The organism is Aquimarina amphilecti (assembly GCF_900109375.1).
In the GTDB taxonomy this organism is placed as follows: domain Bacteria; phylum Bacteroidota; class Bacteroidia; order Flavobacteriales; family Flavobacteriaceae; genus Aquimarina; species Aquimarina amphilecti.
The window spans coordinates 616,400-634,363 of the sequence record NZ_FOAB01000001.1 but is presented as its reverse complement, the minus strand read 5'-3'; the positions used below and the strand labels follow the sequence as shown (position 1 = coordinate 634,363).

14 protein-coding genes are annotated in these 17,964 nt (G+C 31.0%); 5 read left to right on the top strand and 9 right to left on the bottom strand.

Annotation, left to right across the window (positions count from 1 at the left end):
- Positions 1–230: 230 nt before the first annotated feature.
- Positions 231–407: a hypothetical protein gene (locus BMY33_RS23340; protein WP_170836985.1), complete on the top strand. Its 177-nt coding sequence runs from the start codon at positions 231–233 to the stop codon at positions 405–407.
- Positions 408–520: 113 nt separating this feature from the next.
- On the opposite strand, the gene BMY33_RS02810 is transcribed toward BMY33_RS23340, so the two are convergent.
- Complete coding sequence (locus tag BMY33_RS02810) at positions 521–2,143, bottom strand: nuclear transport factor 2 family protein (protein WP_244542965.1); 1,623 nt, start codon at positions 2,141–2,143, stop codon at positions 521–523.
- A gap of 401 nt (positions 2,144–2,544) precedes the next feature.
- On the opposite strand from BMY33_RS02810, the gene BMY33_RS02805 reads away from it, so the two are divergent.
- Positions 2,545–3,975 carry an RICIN domain-containing protein gene (locus BMY33_RS02805; RefSeq protein WP_091405254.1) on the top strand — a complete coding sequence of 477 codons (1,431 nt, stop codon included), beginning with the start codon at positions 2,545–2,547 and terminating at the stop codon, positions 3,973–3,975.
- A 125-nt stretch (positions 3,976–4,100) separates the two neighbouring features.
- Here the strand turns inward: BMY33_RS02805 and BMY33_RS02800 are convergent, their stop codons facing one another.
- From BMY33_RS02800 to BMY33_RS02790, 3 genes are all read right to left on the bottom strand, one after another.
- Positions 4,101–4,700 (bottom strand): DUF6642 family protein, encoded by a 600-nt coding sequence (locus BMY33_RS02800; protein WP_091405252.1) that lies wholly within the window; start codon positions 4,698–4,700, stop codon positions 4,101–4,103.
- A gap of 176 nt (positions 4,701–4,876) precedes the next feature.
- Positions 4,877–6,862, bottom strand: a complete 1,986-nt coding sequence (locus BMY33_RS02795) for a serine hydrolase (protein ID WP_091405249.1) — start codon at positions 6,860–6,862, stop codon at positions 4,877–4,879.
- 66 nt (positions 6,863–6,928) lie between these two features.
- A complete protein-coding gene (locus tag BMY33_RS02790) occupies positions 6,929–8,167 on the bottom strand; it encodes a serine hydrolase domain-containing protein (protein ID WP_091405248.1) in 1,239 nt (412 codons plus the stop codon).
- Between the two features lie 176 nt (positions 8,168–8,343).
- Between BMY33_RS02790 and BMY33_RS02785 the strand changes: the two genes are divergently transcribed.
- Together BMY33_RS02785 and BMY33_RS02780 are read left to right on the top strand one after the other, a co-directional pair.
- On the top strand, positions 8,344–9,336 hold the full coding sequence (locus tag BMY33_RS02785) for a sensor histidine kinase (protein ID WP_091405244.1): 993 nt from the start codon (positions 8,344–8,346) through the stop codon (positions 9,334–9,336).
- A 1-nt stretch (position 9,337) separates the two neighbouring features.
- Positions 9,338–10,033, top strand: coding sequence for a LytR/AlgR family response regulator transcription factor (locus tag BMY33_RS02780; RefSeq protein ID WP_091405241.1), 696 nt, complete (start codon positions 9,338–9,340; stop codon positions 10,031–10,033).
- Between the two features lie 146 nt (positions 10,034–10,179).
- Here BMY33_RS02780 and BMY33_RS02775 read toward each other — a convergent pair whose 3' ends face one another.
- The 4 genes from BMY33_RS02775 to BMY33_RS02760 all read right to left on the bottom strand — a co-directional run bounded on the left by BMY33_RS02775 (position 10,180) and on the right by BMY33_RS02760 (position 15,883).
- The gene (locus BMY33_RS02775; protein ID WP_091405238.1) at positions 10,180–11,349 is read right to left on the bottom strand and encodes an aspartyl protease family protein; all 1,170 of its coding nucleotides are present in this window, start codon (positions 11,347–11,349) and stop codon (positions 10,180–10,182) included.
- 114 nt (positions 11,350–11,463) lie between these two features.
- Positions 11,464–12,222: a LytR/AlgR family response regulator transcription factor gene (locus tag BMY33_RS02770; RefSeq protein WP_091405236.1), complete on the bottom strand. Its 759-nt coding sequence runs from the start codon at positions 12,220–12,222 to the stop codon at positions 11,464–11,466.
- A gap of 14 nt (positions 12,223–12,236) precedes the next feature.
- On the bottom strand, positions 12,237–13,262 hold the full coding sequence (locus BMY33_RS02765) for a histidine kinase (protein WP_091405233.1): 1,026 nt from the start codon (positions 13,260–13,262) through the stop codon (positions 12,237–12,239).
- A 323-nt stretch (positions 13,263–13,585) separates the two neighbouring features.
- Complete coding sequence (locus BMY33_RS02760) at positions 13,586–15,883, bottom strand: S41 family peptidase (protein WP_091405230.1); 2,298 nt, start codon at positions 15,881–15,883, stop codon at positions 13,586–13,588.
- Between the two features lie 296 nt (positions 15,884–16,179).
- Here BMY33_RS02760 and BMY33_RS02755 point away from each other — a divergent pair, with 296 nt between their 5' ends.
- Positions 16,180–16,791, top strand: a complete 612-nt coding sequence (locus tag BMY33_RS02755) for a DEAD/DEAH box helicase (RefSeq protein ID WP_091405228.1) — start codon at positions 16,180–16,182, stop codon at positions 16,789–16,791.
- Positions 16,792–16,801: 10 nt separating this feature from the next.
- On the opposite strand, the gene BMY33_RS02750 is transcribed toward BMY33_RS02755, so the two are convergent.
- A complete protein-coding gene (locus tag BMY33_RS02750) occupies positions 16,802–17,947 on the bottom strand; it encodes an MBL fold metallo-hydrolase (RefSeq protein ID WP_244542964.1) in 1,146 nt (381 codons plus the stop codon).
- Positions 17,948–17,964 lie beyond the last annotated feature (17 nt).

Here is a 17,964-nt window from a genome sequence, read left to right as displayed (position 1 = left end):
GAAGAAACATTTGAGAAGAAAAAAATCAAAGAAGATTTGTCTTTGGTAAAAGCTTTTGACTCAAGCAAAGTGACCCTTCGACAAGTAGATACTCAAGATTCAAAATTAGAATAATATAATTTAATTTATTGGGTAACATTTTATTCGTTTTGGGAACAACACGAAAAATAGACATACACTGTGAGTGTCTTTAAAATGTTCACTAAAAAATTAATTTATACTGTTTAATAATGAAAAAAATAAAAATTTTCGGTACCGTTCTTAGTAAAACTGATCAAAAATCTATTCATGGTGGTAGAGCAGAACAATCTGTTTGGCCTGATGGTTATCTCCATTGGTACTGTCATAATCACTATGACTCTGATGCAGATTATGATTTTTGTATGAAGGTATTAGGAGAGATTTAAATTGTACGAAAATAAATTACAAAGCGTATTTCAATTCGCTTTGTAATTTATCCTTTAGTTTTAGTAGATAAAGAATCGTTGTTAGAAAACTTTAGAAGTAGCAAAAACGTACGCTATTTTTTCATTGCGTCTATTAATTCTATAATTTTTAAAGATACAGGCTTTGAAGATTGAAAATTTTGTCCAGTAACTAAACGTCCGTCCGTCTCTAAAGTAAATTTTCCTCGTTCAGAGAATTTAAAATCGCCTCCTCTTTCTTCAATTGTTTTTTTGATTAAAAAAGGAAATGTTTTAAAATACGGTGCATCTTTATTTTCATAATCATCAGGATAACCACTTACTCTTTTACCATCAACTATATATTTCCCATCTTTTGTCTTTAAATTAACTATGCCAGCTGTACCATGACAAACTGAAGATATAATTCCGTTATGCTTTTCGTAAATATCCATGGCTATCCTTTGAATTTCTTTGTTTTCTGGAACCCCAAACATAGCGGCTCCTCCACCGATATACTGAACAGCCCTATATTGTGAAGCATCAATTTCTAAAGGTGATTTTGTGTTCTTCAATGCATTCATAAATTGAGTGTCATATAGATATTTTTTACTCATCTCATCTGATGTATTGATATAGGCTAATGGCACCGCACCTCCTTTTGGACTCACAAAATCGATCTTATAATTTGCTTTTTTGAAAACGTCATATGCATTTATAATTTCAGAAAAACTGTTTCCCGTAGGGATGTCTGTATTTGCATAATAATGAGCGTTAGAAACAACAAATAATACAGCATTCTTGGCTATGTTACCTACCCTTGTTGCTGTTTTACTAATAATTTTCCAATCATTTTTAAACTTTTTAAGCAAGAACAAATCAATATATACCCACGCTCTATTAGGACCTGCAATTTCAACTTTTGCGGTTGCAATGTCATTTGTAACGCTAACCTTTAAAACTTTAGCTTCCCTCCCATTGAACTTTCCTTTTTCTGCGTTTTTAAAAAAATCAGCGTATTCACTTGGAGAATATCTTTTGAAATCTCCATCTCTATTTGTTAGATATAGTGTAGCATTGTCTGCAAAGGCACTTAGTAACATTTCTCTCTTATTATAAGAACTACCTTCCATATACTTTTGAAGTGTTTCTACTACTAAAGCATTATGTGATGATTCCCTGTATGTGGAAGCGTCACTTATTGGATAAAAATCCTCTGTTATAATAGAAGTCTTTTTTTCGTTTTCTTGTTTAATTAAAAAAGAGCCACCCCAAACCACTTGAGGATACTCTATAACTTGTGCTATCATTTCGCCTAAAGATGGAATGGTGCTTTTAAATTTTTCTATAGCCTCATCTTTTGGAGCCCAACGGAATTCTACATTTTTATTTGTTGGCAAATCGTTAGTGGTAGATTTAGCAACATACAGCTGTCGTACACTTACAGCATTATTAAAGTCAAATTTATAAGTAAAAACACCTTTAAGGTTTGGTTTTGTAATGGAAACTCCATATTTATTAGAGATACTGTCGATAACTTCATTTATAGTATGTCTTTTCTCATAAAATGCACCTATTGTTATCCAACCGATTGTTGCTTTTTTTAATAAAACATCTCCGTTATCATTAAGAATAACTAAATTAATAACTGATGTATTCACATCTTCATTAGTTTTAGGTTGCGCATTTATAAATTGAATTGTAAGAAGCATCGCTACTAATAGGATGTAATTTTTCATATTGACTGTTTTTATATTAATATGCTGTAAATGTCTAAGGTTTAGACTCAGCTTCCTACTCACATCACGATGTTGGCATACAAAATGGGTAGATAAAATTTGTGAAAGCAAAACATAAGCAACATTATTTTTGTTTTGAAGAATTGCGATGTACCGTCTTGGTGAACATGACACGCTTACAAACCACATGGAAAGAAGATAATTTTTATTGTATTAGAGGAGTTCGTGAATCTTCAATTTTGTTAGAAAGCTTTTAATGAACTATGTTGTATAAGGAAACCATGCAGATCTTTCGTTCTATTAATGGGTTATATACCCCTACTTTATTAGTGTTTTCACTATTGATACTTCTTTTTCATTGTTAGTTCTTTGTTTACTTACTAACTCACAAAAAAGAAAGAATGAAAACATGTCAATTAACTACAAAAGCTCAATATTTACTGTTGTTTTTATTTTTTGCTTCAATAAATACATTTTCACAAAATTGGGGTTCAGGTTGGGTCTATATTCAAAACGTTAAGACTGGTCTGGTCATGGATGTACAGCATGATGTTAAAGCAAATGGGACACATGTTTGGCCGTATTCTATAAATTATGGTAGAGCGCAGATGTTTCGATTTAGTAAAAATAATACTCCGGAAAAGTATGGTGAAGATGCACGTTATATTATGGCGTACAATAATAGCAGTATAAGTTCTGATTTTTATTTATCAGTTAAAACGCGTTCTATGGTAGTCAAGGATAGTGATCCTAAAGAATCTTCGGGTTCTGGAATGCAAAGACCGGATTTGGTACAGTCACCTACAGCTGAAGTTGTGGCTCCTGATAAACCAACTAGCAATAAAAAAATATTTAAAAATTTTGTTTTCTCTATCGAAGCCAAACGTGAAATTGATGACGCTACCATCCCTGTAATAACGGATCTTTCGACATCTTCAGTACAAGCACATAAACAAATATGGAAAATAATACCTGTTTCGGGTGAGGCAGATACGTATTATATTCAAAGTGCTCATTTTGGTAAAAAAATGGTCATAGAGCCCTTAGATTTTAGTTCTGGAGGGACCTTAGTAATGAGCTCATTTACTGGTGCCGATATTCAGAAATGGAGAATTTTAAAAACTAAACCTAAGAAAGCTATTAATCTTATACTTTCTAATTTCGAGTGGGAAGAAAAATATATTCAATCACCTTTATATAAGCCTTGGAAATGGCATTATGTTCAAAGAATTAAAGGAAAATTGTCATGGACCAATTCAACTACTTCAGACTTAACAAAACAATACATTCTTATTGATGGTGGTAGTAGCTCAGATTACGATCCAATTGTATTAGATGGAAACAAAACCAGCTATGAGTTCGACATAAAAAGTACTACATCCGCAAAGACTAAAGAACATTGTTTTAAGATTAGAGGACATAGTAAGTGGATAGCTCAAAACAAGGTATTTAGCGATGACTTGTGTAAAAAACCTGATTTTGATGTGGAAGCACCAACTACAACACCTCCAACAATAACAAGAGCTAGTAAATTAGTTGTCAGTAATTGTCATAATCAAAGAAAATCAGTTCGCTTGTGGACTTATGATCATACCGTTAATGATGGCGTATGGAAAGATCACGGTACTTTAAATAGTCAATGGCAAGGGTCTGGATGTCCAGAAGGTTCGCCAAAGCAAATCAATTTGACTGATAATCACATATATACATTCGTTGCAATAGATTGCGGGAACGCTCCTCCCAACCAATCGCAAGGGAGTTGTCATAAATTCACTTCCTTTCAAATTCAGGGTAATTCAGACGAATCATCATTGCCAATAGATATATCATAAGCAAATAAATCTATCTGCAATTGAAGGTAATTTTACTGATATTTCTAATCGAAAAATCCTAATTCCCCATTTGGCTTATTCTCTAAAAAAGAATTAAATTTCATTAACATTCATAAGACTGTAATTTAGTAATACAATCTAAAATCAAGTAGTTTACAGGCCTTATAATGTCTTTGATGCAACTCTTCTACAACATCTAGCATATTCTCATCTTCTTTAAATAAGTTAAAGAATGCGATATCAAGATTAGAACTAGTTAGTCCATTACATTCATTTCCATACCCGGAAACACCTTTTGCACCGGTAATATCCAAAAAATATTGTGCTTCTTCCTCGTTTAAATCCAGCACTTTTGCATTTGAAAAATGTAAAATTTTTCCTTGTAATCTTCCTTCAAAAATTTCTGCAATTTCCTGTAGACTATAATAATAGTCATTTAGACAAATACTATTTGCTTCACCCTTTATAACAAAGTAGATTATTTCATAATTTTTAAAATAATGATCATCCAATACCAATGCATTTAAACTATCTTCTAAACCTTCAATGGTGTCGCATGTTTTATAAATACTAGCTACCCCATATTGCGAAGTTAATTTGTCTAATTTTTCTTGTGCTTCGGTAATCTTGCCTGTTTCTATATCATCCACCGCTTCTAAACAGTAAATGAAATAATCTGTATCTATTAATTGTTCTTGGGGTAATTGCTGTCTTTTATCTAACAAAACTTCAGGATTTATGCAACGTATATAGACTGCAAAAATAATGTAACTCTTTTATTCTTTTTAATCATTTCAGATAAAACACCTAGAGCAGTATTTGAATTAACATATAATTATCCGAAGCATATGTATTCTTGCTTCGCTTCTATCTCCTAAAGCTTAGGAACCAATTTTAGGAGTTATTGCGTAACAAACGATGGTATAATAATTTCAGAAATTGGAGTCATTATTTTATCTTCACTATCGTGACCAGATATTACAATGGTTAGATCAAGTTCTTCTATTACTATTACCCGTTGTCCTCCGCCTCCCCAAGCAAATGAAGCATCATAACTGTTATCACCTACCTGTACCAGTGTTTGATACCAAAAATATCCATACCGATAATCTTTAGGCATCCAATCTTGTGTGGGTTTCACAATGCCACTGGTGGCTTTGTCAAGATAGTCTACAGAAATAAGCTGTTCGCCGTTTAATTTACCTTTATTTAGGACTAAATTACCCAATTTTATCATGTCGCGAGACATGATACTTGCACGCCATCCCGCTTCTGGTATGCCGCTAATATGAGTTGACCATTTATAATTTGTAATCCCAAGTTTGTCTAGTAGCTCTTTTCTAATAAAGTCTTCAGCGGTTCCAGGGACAACAGCGTCAATTACCATCATTACTAACATTGGATTAAAATTACCATACAAATATGTCTGAGACTCCGAAGTTATTGGTTCGCTTTGCTCTAGAAGCGTCTGAACCAGTCCCTGACCTTTTAATCGAACTGAATCATTCTCGATATCTTTCCATGCATCTCTATCTATAGTCAATCCTCCTTGCATAGTCAATGCTTTATGAAGTGTGATTTTTTCAGCTCCTTTAGCAAATTTTTTAGGATCGATATTTTTGAGAAAACTAATCAATGGTTTATTTAGATCTTCCATGGATAAGTACCCCATTTGAATAGCTCTACCTAAAACCAAACTGGTATACGCTTTTACTGCTGATGCTTGTCCATGAGGCACGTTGATACGCCCTTTTTTATAATAAGATTCAAAAACTAATTTGTTTTTGTGAGAAACCAAGACTGCGTCATAGCTTCCATGTGTGCCTTCAAAAATCTCCTGAGAAAGCGTAAGAATTGCGTTTCGATCCTTAGTATTCACAGCTAATGTATCCACTAATATCCCGTCTTTTCTATCTTCTGGAGTTGTAGTAACAAATGCATTATTGAGATGCGCCATATCCCAGAATGAGACGTCATAATTATCACTTGAAATAGGACTAATTATTGATGACAACCAAGTGGCGCTGCGAATTGCTGTTGTAGGGAATGCAGTTCCATGAGTACCATCAATCACTTCTTTTAATACGGCCAAACCGCCATCTCTTCTATCCTTTAATAATTTAACAAATGTGTCGATGGGTTCTATCTCTTTTTCTAAGGAACCATAAGAAATAAAAACATTAGCATTCAGACTCGAGTTTCTATTTGACGTCTCAAAAGGTCCAAATTCAGCATTAAGTTTAGATAAATAATCAACTTCATCTTTAATCGTTGGACTACCAATAATGTAATTGTTAAAGGTATCAGGTTGAGTCATTAGTATATATGCACCAAATTCACCACTCAGTGAATACCCAAAATACGTAAGACTATTTGGGTCAGAACGATAGGTATTTTCGACATATTTAATGATATTATCGCGAATAAAGCCTAAATGTGTTTTGGCTTGACCCATTTGGTATTTTGCTTGAATTTCTGGATTGCTGTGTTTGCTTATCGAGTAATCACGAAACCTACTCACATGCGCTCCTCTCTCTTTTTTTAGATCTTCATTGATATCTAATTGCCAAGAAATTCCAACTAGAATAACATCTTCAAGAATGTATTCTTGGCAAGCAGATAGTATTTCGCGATGCCACACAGCATCTGTATAATAAAGGACAGGATAAGTCTTATTAGTATTATCAGAATAATCTTCAGGCAATTCTATATAAAGCTCATATTGTCTGTTATTTATAGAGTCTTTTATTGGTATTACTTGTATTTGTGGTGATACTAAGGGTGATCCTTTCACTATTTGTGAATTTCCATTTACATTATTTTTTTGCGCAAAAATGGCTTGTATCGAAATGACACATAATAATATTAATAACTTCGTTGTATTCATGTTTCTTCTTTTAATAAATTACTAAAGCTTAAATAATTGAGACACTATCTGTTATACGTTTTTTTATTAAAGGTCAAACAGTCCGGATTTGGAAAGCTTTCGCGAAATGACATCCAGTTGATTCCTCTGGCGATCAGTATTTGATGTTCCATAAAATGCAATAACCAAATCTTTAGAAGGAGATACATAAAGACCTTGACCGCCATGGGCACCTTTATAAAAATCACCATCCTCGTACACTGCACCCCATTGATAACTACTATATTTCTTTTCTTCTGGATCCTTTGACTTATTGAGGTTTTTATTAACATCTCGGATTTTAAATAAGTGCGCATCAGAAATCATTGGGTTTGCGCTCTTTCTACCACTAGGCGTAAAAGCAAGACCAAACCTAGCAAGATCTCTAAGTGTAGTAGACATACCATCCGCATATGAAATAGAAGTTCCATTTTTATTGATACCTAAAAGGGCACTAGATTCTGCTCCTATCTTTTTCCATATTTCCTGTGCTACAAAATCGCGAAAGGTACGTCCACTAATTTTTTCAACTAGTAATGTTAATATCATAGCATCGGCATTGCTAAATTGGTGCTCTGTTCCAGAAGGTTTGGATGATTTTGCAGTAGCTAAATCTTTAATAGGATCAAAACTAACCTCATAGTTCTCTAATGGTACACGATCAATTCCGGAGCTCATAGAAAGAATATCGATTACTGGAACTCCTTCCCAGCCAGAACCTTTAAGGGCATCAAAGTAGTAATCAATAGGTTGGTTCGTATCGATTAAATGGTTATCCTCTAAAATGGCTATTGAAGTACTCACAAAAACTTGGGTTATTATCATATTAATATGTAGATCAGCTGGGAACATTCTCGGATAACCTTCAAAGACGATTTTGCCTTTATGAATTATAATTAACCCATTCACTTCTACTTGTTGTACATAATCATTTAATGATAGTCCACCGCCTTTTTTTAAATCTGTTGGTGTAATAAAGTTTTTTATGTCATCTCTAGGTGTTTCTTCTAGTATTTTTGGTACATCTGACCTAAGTATCCGCGAGTGTTCTTTTATTTCGGAGAAGTTTAAATAATAATATCGTTCCAGATCGCCATATTCTGTCCAATTACCTCCTTCATAAATACGTTTATGGAATCCATAAATTTCTTCTTTTGTAAATCCAACATAATTATACGTTTCATATTTTGGACTTGTTATATTTATGGTATCAGCATGTTTTTTTTGCTCATCTTTACACGCAATAAAAAGAACTATCGTTAAGAGAATTAGAATACTGTTTTTCATAGATTATTTATAAATGTTCAATAAATCTATATCATAATCTCTGCTTTAATAGCTTAAAAGGATCAGCACAACAATTAAATGACAAAACCATTTGGTCATTGATATACCCATTTTATAAAGAAATTAGGACGATAAGCATTTATAGATAGTATCTTTATTAGCTATTAAATGAGTTTATGATTAAAAAGTCTTTTCAGCGTACAATACTCCTTAACATAGGAGCTTTTGTATTGGTGCTCATCCTTGAATTACTAAGTGGATGGATGATCATAGATCGATATGATTCGCCTTTTTCTTTTTTTTTATGGGCACTTAAATATGCCATTAATATTATGGCAGCTATTTGGATAAATCATTTTATTCTTATTCCTTATTTTTTTGATAAGAAAAGATATTTTATATATGTACTCTTAGTTATTGGGAGTATATTTTTTATTGCCTATATAGAAGCTTTTGCAAACAACAGCTGGCCTGGTGTTACTAAAACTTTTTTATTTCATTTTTATACCACAGGTACTGGTATGGCTGCCTTTTTTTTAAGAAGAAATATGATCATCCAAAGAGAAAATGTTGAGAAAGAAAAATTACAAAGAGAGATGGAACTTATCTATTTAAAAGAGCAAGTGAATCCGCATTTCTTATTTAACTCATTGAATAGTATTTATTCACTTTCTAGACAACAATCTCCAGAAACTCCTGATCTTGTTATGCAGCTTTCAGAATTAATGCGTTATCAATTGGAAAGTTCTAAAAAAGAAGTGGTTCTATTAAAAGAAGAACTTGAGTTTATAGAAAATTACCTGTTGCTTGAAGAAAAAAGGCTCAGTAAACGATGTACTATTGAGTTTTTGATCGAAGGTGATCTTTTTGGATTAAAAATTTCACCAATGTTATTAATCCCTTTTGTTGAAAATGCTATTAAACACGGTGCACAAAGCACTAATGAACAAAGTAAAATTGATATTTCTGTTACTATAAAAAACACTGCGCTACATTTTAATGTGGTTAATTCAAAGCCTACGATGATTCCAGCATCAAATAGAAATGGCCTAGGGCTTGAAAATGTAAGAAGACGTTTGGGTTTATTGTACCCTAATGCTCACACATTGGATATTGTTGATAAAGCAAATGATTATCACGTAAATTTAACTATTAATCTAACTGTGTAATATGATAAAAATAGGAATTGTAGATGATGAATTATTAGCTCGTAATGTACTAGAAGAATATTGCTCTAAAATTGAGAATTTTGATATTGTAGTTAATACTGGGAATCCTCTTGAATTTATCAATTTCATTCAACAAAATGACGTTGATCTTATTTTTCTTGATATAAAAATGCCCGAACTTACTGGGATGGAAATTTTGCGTTCTCTATTAAAACCACCTAAAGTGATTTTAACTACCGCTTATTCCGAGTATGCATTAGAAAGTTATAATTATGGAGTTGTAGATTATTTACTTAAACCCATAAAGCTTGAACGCTTTTTGAAAGCTATAAATAAAGTTTCGGCATCGAAAATAACAGCCCCTAAAAAGAATAGTCCGAATGAAGAACTTCAAATAAAACATGATGGTGTACCAGTTAATATTTCATTTACATCAATTCTATACATTCAGAGTTTTGGAAATTATTTAAAAATCTTTACCGATTCTAGAATGTATCTTATTTCTGAGACACTAATTAATATCACTACTTTATTATCTACAGATTTTCAACGCACACATAAATCATACATTGCCAATTTAAACAGAGTTTCAAAAGCCACTAAAACCAATTTATTAATTGAAGAAAAAAAAGTACCTGTAAGCGCTATGTATAAAGTTATTGTATTTGAAAAATTAGAAGTTTTAGCAAGATTATAAAATAACTAATTCCATTTTACAACTGATGCTTACCTCCTACACTTCGGCTACGCTCAGCACAGGCTTGTGACATAAAAAGTATTCCGTTACCTTTTTAAAGAGCACATAGAAGTAATAAACGGCAACTCATATTCTGGTCTATAAAATTAAATCAATCGTTTCAATAAAATTTGTACTGTCTTTAATGTGCCATCTTCTAATTGCACAGTTATGGACACCACTTTGTCTTTACCAAGCAATGCTTTTTGATAAAATTGTTTGTCTTTTTCCTTAATACCGTCAATAGAAATTAGTTGCTGACCAGCTCTTAAACCTTTATCATAGGCCATACTAGGTTTAGAAATTAACCTGATAAAAACCCCTTCTTCCTTTTCTTCTAGACGAATTCCACTTAGTGGAAAATTAAAAGCATCATCAAATGATTTATTTGGTTTTAAATAGATTTTCTTCTTGTTGTAGTCCAGTATAAAATTGAATTTACTTATATATTTTAGTCCAAGATTACCCATATAAGCCTCTTTAGATGACATTCCTTGTTGAGCGTTTGAAAGCGAAATAGGAATTTCTGATAACTTAAATTTTTTAATCTTAATAAATGGAATAACACCATTCTCGGCCTTTTTATAAACGGCATCAATTCCTCTAGAATCAGTAGTTATGAGTTTTTTGAATTTTTTAGTAAGCTTATGGTTATGTACAAATGGTGAGTTGAAACTAAATGGCTCGGCAGCATTACCAGTGTCAAAAAGTACCTTTCCCGAAAATGATTCATCATTAGGGAGCGATAAAGAGATTTTTATTTCTGGGGTACAAAAAGATTCTGAAAAATTTATAGCTGTGTAGCCTTTGGTATCTGGTTTACCTTTACGCTTATAAAAGCTAATTATTTTTGTATCAAAATTAGTTTTAGTTACATACTCTTTAAATAAATCAAAACCTATAAGACCATTGATTTTGCCTAAACGAGATAAGTCTGTGACATACAATTCTATATCTTTTAGTTCTATTTTATTGTTTAAAGAAATGTGTTGTTTTTGAGTTTTTTTAACATCATTATTAACGCCTGAAGTTCCTATGATTTTTGCACCTTCTTCTTGCAATGCTAAATTTAATTGTTCAACTATTGTCTTGTCTATAGCAGTAACTGAAGAACCCGTATCTAAAATAAAATTTGAAACATCCGAATTGTTGATTTTCAAAGTTATTGTCATATTGCCATCTTCATTTATTGCAAATGGAATTTGACCAATGGGTTTGTCCTGTCCAAAAATTATTAAAGGAAATAAAATTAGAGTGATTGTAAAATACGTTTTCATTGATGTACATTTTAGTTGTGGTACTAAATTGCAGCATTACTGAGCATGAAAAAACAGAAAAAAGGTGAAGCTATATAATGATAGAATGGAAAGGGATAAAATGACGATTAATTATTAATGTTCTAACCATATCCTAAATGCTTTAGTCGTAGATGTACTGGTTATTACTAAATCTTTTATAGTACTTATTTTAAGATACAATCTATTTTTACTGTGAGGTGAAATACTTTCTATAAAATTAATATTCACAATTTGACTTCGGTTAATTTTAAAAAATTGATTGGGGTTTAATTCATTATATACGGCTCCTAGATTCTTAGAAATGGTATGAAACATGCCTTTAGTATCATATAATTTGCACAAATCCCCAAACACCTCGATAAAACATATCGTCTCAACATCAATAAGCTTAATATCATCTTTCTTCTTTACAGCAAATCGCTTTTTATATACATTATCCTTACTTTCTAGTAATAATTTAAAATCGTTAAAAATGTCCTTATTATAAGGTTTTGTATCAAAAAGTATTTCAAACTTTTTTATTGCTTCATTTAATTCTTCTTGAGAATAAGGTTTTAATACATAAGCAATTCCATTTGTCTGAAAAGCCTTAAATAAATGTTCATTATAAGCAGTACAAAAAATGATTGGTGTCGAAAAAGTTACTTGACTAAAAATATCAAAAGAGGTTCCTTTCAATATTTTAATATCAGCAAAAATGAGATCAAAAGTGTTAGAGCCTGTTAACACTTCAATTCCCTCATTTACTGAACGCACATATGTATGTGTAAACCTATCACCTAGATAATTTGCTAAATAATTTAACAGCTTTTTATAAGCGGGTTTTTCATCTTCTATAATTAAAATAGTCATTATAATTTTCCGTATTAATCTATTACATTAAGTAAAGGTATTTCTAAAATAAACTTTTGTTCATCCTCTATTATCTCTATGGTTTTATCTCCTAATAATTCGTGGCGTTTTTTTAAATTCCTTAAACCAGTACCTAATGATTCTTTTATGTTGTCTGTATTTGATTTATTGTTCTCAATTCTAATTTTATCCTTTTCGATATGAATTTGTGTCGTAATTATGATTTCATTATCCACCGCATTATGTTTTATTATATTTTCAACAGACGTTAATAAAGCACCATTTAATATGTATTTATTTTTATGAGAAGTATTTCTCAAAATTTCAAAACTGTAATCACCTTCAAAGCGGGTTTCTATCAAAAAAAAGTACTTATTGATAAGCGATAATTCTTCTTCAAGTAAAACAACTTCTTCGTCTTTTGTATGAATGAGGTAGCGATAAAGGGCTGCTAAATTCGAAATATATTTTTTTATGGTTTCTTTAGAAGAATAATCCACCAGAGCATCAATAGTATTGAGGTTATTGTATAAAAAATGTGGATCATATTGCGCTCGTAACACTTTTAACTCTAGCTCTTTTTGTAAATTAATTCGGTTGAGTTGATCTTCGCGATAATCATAATATTTTTTACCGAATACTAATACTAACGGAATAGAAACATTAATAATAGAATCTTCAACATTAAAAAGAATAGTTTTTCCAACGGATGGTAATTCTGCCCATTTTATGTAACCAAATGGGATATAGTATTTATTTAACAAGAAGAAAAAAAAACCAATAGCCGACAAACCTGATATACCAATTCCAAATAAACCAATATAACTTTTAAACTTAATTAAGAAAGTTTCTATGACCCATTTAATAAACCATAGCAATACAATCATCTGAATGATTCTTAAAGGGATACCAATAAAATATTCTGTATAAGAAAATGTATTCGTGTCATAAAAATGACCAAAACCATTCCAACCCCAGTAGACTAAAAAATAGACCGCTAAAAGTTGATAATCTGTTTTATTAAATTTAATAGAGTTCATCAAAGGTTTTAATATGACTAGTAAGATAAAAATAATATACTTTGGATCTTAAATCGATTATTTTCTATCTATACGCTCCCTTCTAGAACCTAAGCAGTAACTATGTGAGCTATTGATTTATACTCGTAATATTATCTAAAAATGAAAATCTAAAAAAATGAAAAAAGATCAAATAGGATAAAATCCTTTTTAAATAGTATTATAACAGGATTGATTTCTATAATCTCATTTTTTTTAAGAACATTTCGTTAGATAAATTCTATAATAAACAATAGAATTAAATAAACTAATGCTCCTGTTGATCTGTATTGTATTAAACAAATTTAATCATTGAAAACATAGTTCAACAACAAGTCATTCTGGTTTAATATATCATCTAATTTCATTGTTATTTTTTTATCTGGTTGTATACCTTTGTCCAATACTAATTTAGGAATGTTAACCGATTCTCTTTGCGTTCCTAATGACAGAGAAAGTTCTGTGTTTTTTAAAGAAGGAACTATTCCTCCAGGATGCGTACTATATGTACTTCCTGTTTCTTCTCCTATTATGTTGGCTAGCTCATTATGCTTTACAACTGCTAACATTTGTGCTGTTGCAGATGCACTACGACCGTTTACTAACATATATACATTAGTTTTATTAATGTTATTAATTATTTTAGGTTGTATAGTTATTGCCCTATTTCGTCTTTTATTTAAGTTATTATCTTCGTAGAAATTAATTTCTTTATCAATAATATAGGATATTACATGCTTAGTACATTCTGGATTTCCTCCTCTGTTTCCTCTTAAATCAAACGCGACTTTACTTATATTTTCATCTTTTATTTTTTGCATATAGCCATCTATAGTCTCTTTAAAAAAATCGATATTTTGTTTACCTCTGGGAAAATAGCCGAAATTCTTAATCTTGATTATAGCAGTTTTCTTTTCTTTTTTAATCTCTATACTTAATCTTGGTTTATTATTAATTTCTTCCTTATAATTAGGAGAAGGCTCATCAATACGAAATGATGTAGTAATTATTTTTTCGGAATTATAAGGTTTAAATTTTATTGTGTATTCAGAATCAAAGCCATAGTAACTATGGTAATAATATAAAAAGTTGACATTTAGATCTCCTCTATAAAAGTTTTGATTAAAAGCATCAGCAGAAATTGTCGTTTTTAATGTGTTATATATATCACTTGATGAAACTCCGTTGATTTCTAATATTTCAGAACCTGCATTCATTTCAATATTTTCGACACGATTATTTACTGCGTACATTTTTTCATCTTCAAACCACATAATTAACGGCAACCAATATTTTCGAGCTGTTCTAAAAAATCGATTATCCACTAGGCGCGTATGTAGGCAGCCTAAGCTTGTAACAATTGGAGATGCTATTTGATAAAACTCTTTAATCGTCATAGAATCTTTTAATTTATCTCGCTGAGTTTTTACAAGTTTCTGATAGGAGGTATTTTCTGTAAATTGAAATTGTGATGGATGTTCTTTTAATGCTTCTAATAACTGATTAAAATCTTCGATTAATTTTTCTTTTTCAATTTTTTTATTAAAATTTAGTAGAATTGAATCTTCAGTAATTACATTGGGTTTTGTATGATATAGTTCAGTTTTCATAAGTTGTGCAGGATTCTTTGTATTATAAATGTATTCTACACTTGTAACTCCCCTTTTCTTCAGTATTCTACTATTAACATCATAATTACTGCGTTTGATCAAATTACCAATACTATCAAATTTATATCTTGAATATGCATCATTACTCCTTTTATTAATCATATAATTCCCATCTAAACCAACGGTAGCATATTTTAAGCAATTTCCATTTTTATCATATGTTGCAAAACCTCCAGCTGTTCCTAAAAAAGAACCTACAACGGCTTTGTTTTCAGCATTAAAAAATTTAAAACTCACCAAGTTATTATCTTTATCATATATAGCTTTATCGATGGCAATCCCTGTATCATCATTTATTAGTTTCATGTTATTATCAACGTTTTTCATTGATAATAAAATCCGATTTTTATTAAATTTATATAGTACATTATAAAACTTATAATATGGCCGCATAGATACACTTGCGCCATTTACATCTTTTCTTTTTTCTAATACAGAATTGTTTTTAATATGTTTCCAGGTATAATTATAAATGTTCCAACTGTTATTTATAGGTTTATCATTGTTATCATAGAATTTTAAATCAATTCTTTGCCCCTTTTTATTATATGAATACACTTCCTTAAATACTCCCATTCCATTTCTAGTAGGTTGATTATCAACATCAAAAAATAGTCTTGTTTCTGTATTCTTAGTGTAGACTATTTTAGTTTTTGGAGCCAATGCTCTTTTTCCATCAAGAATACCGCTTCTATTTATATCAATAAGATTTTTGGAATATATATATTCAACTAATATTAATCTATTTAATGAATCGTAATCCAGTTTAAAATGATTTCCCTTTTGGGCTTCCTCTTCTGTTAGTGGTATTCTACCCTCTGTTTTTGAATAAGGTGTTTCACGAAAAATCAAGTGTTTGAAGTATTTCGTGCTTTGAGCTTTTACCAATAAGCCAAATAATAATAAGACAATGGTTAATAGAATACGTTTCATAAAATTGAATTTGAAACAAATATAACTAAATATTTAGTTTGAACTAATATTTTAGTTTTAAAATATACTAGTATACTCATTTATTCTCCTAACAATACTTTAGAAAACACTTGTCCAACCACAATTATTAGCAGACACTATACATAAAAAACAATGATCATCACTTATTGATTCAAAACCAGAAGAATTCATCTCATCACGATATCATTATATTATTACTGAACAATACAGTATAATTTATTAGTTTGTAGATAGTATATTTGCCGCACGATTATATTAATGTTATCACTACTTATATGCCTTTCAAAAAATTACACGCTGATATCCAAGAAAAACTAACATCTTTAGAAATCGTATCCCCTACTCCTTTTCAGAATAAAGCTATTCCAGTTATAAAAAGTGGTGCTAACGTATTCTGTAATGGACCAAAAGATATTGGCAAGACTACCACGCTTATTCTTACCACTTTGCAAAAACTAAAATGCATCGCTGAGGGAAATGCGCCGAGAGCTATAGTGCTGGTAAAAAACAAAGAGAAAGCTGTAGAGTTATATGATTTGTTTCTAAAGTACACTAAACATAACTCATTGCGAGTGTATCTAAGTCACGAAGATTTACATATTGATCTTCTAAAATCAGAAATATTCGAAGGTCTAGACATTCTTATCTCCACACCTAGTGTGCTAAATAAGTTGCTTTTATCCAATGGATTAAGTGTTTCACAGCTCAAAATATTTAGTATTGATGATGCTGAGTTTTTAACAGGAAACACACCATATACAGCACTTCTTTCTATAACACGTGGTATTAAAAAATGTCAGTATGTATTATACTCAGAAACTATGCATCCTAAATTAAAACGTTTTGAAACTAGTTTTATGGAGTATGCTAAAAAGATTTCCGTTTAGAACATTCGATTTATTCATAATCCTTCCACCAACTATTATTACTGTAGGCGGCAGCAGTTTTTAAAAAGATAGCTTCTCCAATTAAGGGTGTTACCATATCTATATTTAGCTCTTTTGCTTTTTTGTTTACACGTTCTATAGGGTCTTTCCAGGTATGTAAGGCCAATTTAAAGCCTCCCCAATGAATTGGCATTATTACTTTTGCTCTTACATCTAATCCTGCTTGCGCAGTTTCTTCTGGAAACATATGAATATCGGACCACATCTCATTGTATTGGCCACATTCTATCATAGCAAAATCAAATGGTCCATATTTTTCGCCGATTTGCTTAAAATGATCTGCATATCCACTATCACCACTAAAAAAGATGTTTTCGCTATCTGATTGTATAACCCAAGAACTCCATAAAGTTTTTGTTCTATCGCTAAGACCTCTACCAGAAAAATGCTGAGCAGGCGTACATATGAAGTTTAATCCTTCGAAACTAGTTTCTTCCCACCAATCTAATTCGACAATTCTATTTTTTTCTATACCCCATTTTTGTAGATGAACTCCTACTCCTAATGGTGTATAAAACATTTTTACTTTTCCTTTTAATTTTTGGATAGAACCATAATCTAGATGGTCATAATGATCGTGCGAGATCAATACAGCATCAATTTTAGGCATTTTTTCAATTTCTATTGGTAGACTTTTACTAAAACGTTTGCCACCTAACATAGGATGTGGCGCAGGAACTTCTCCTAGCATTGGGTCAATCAATATGTTTTTATTTTGTATCTGCAGCAAGAATGATGAATGTCCAAACCAGATAAGACTAGATTCTTTTTTAAACTCTACGATATCTAAAGAATCTACTTCTTTCACAGGCAAGCCGTTCTTTGGAACTGTATTTGGCTGAGATTTTAAATATCCAATCAAGCTTTTTCCCATATCGATTAGACTCATATCTAGTTTTACTTTATTAGTATTTATAAACGTACCATCTTTATAGTTTTTAGAAGTAGCATAATTACTTTGCTGCTCCTTAGTTGCTTTGCCTCCAAATTGTGGGCTCAAATTAATAAATAGAGTTGCTATTATAATTACGACTCCTATGAGAATTCCTATTCCTGCTATCATTCGTTTTAGATATTTATAAATTTTACTTTTCATTACACTATGTTATAATC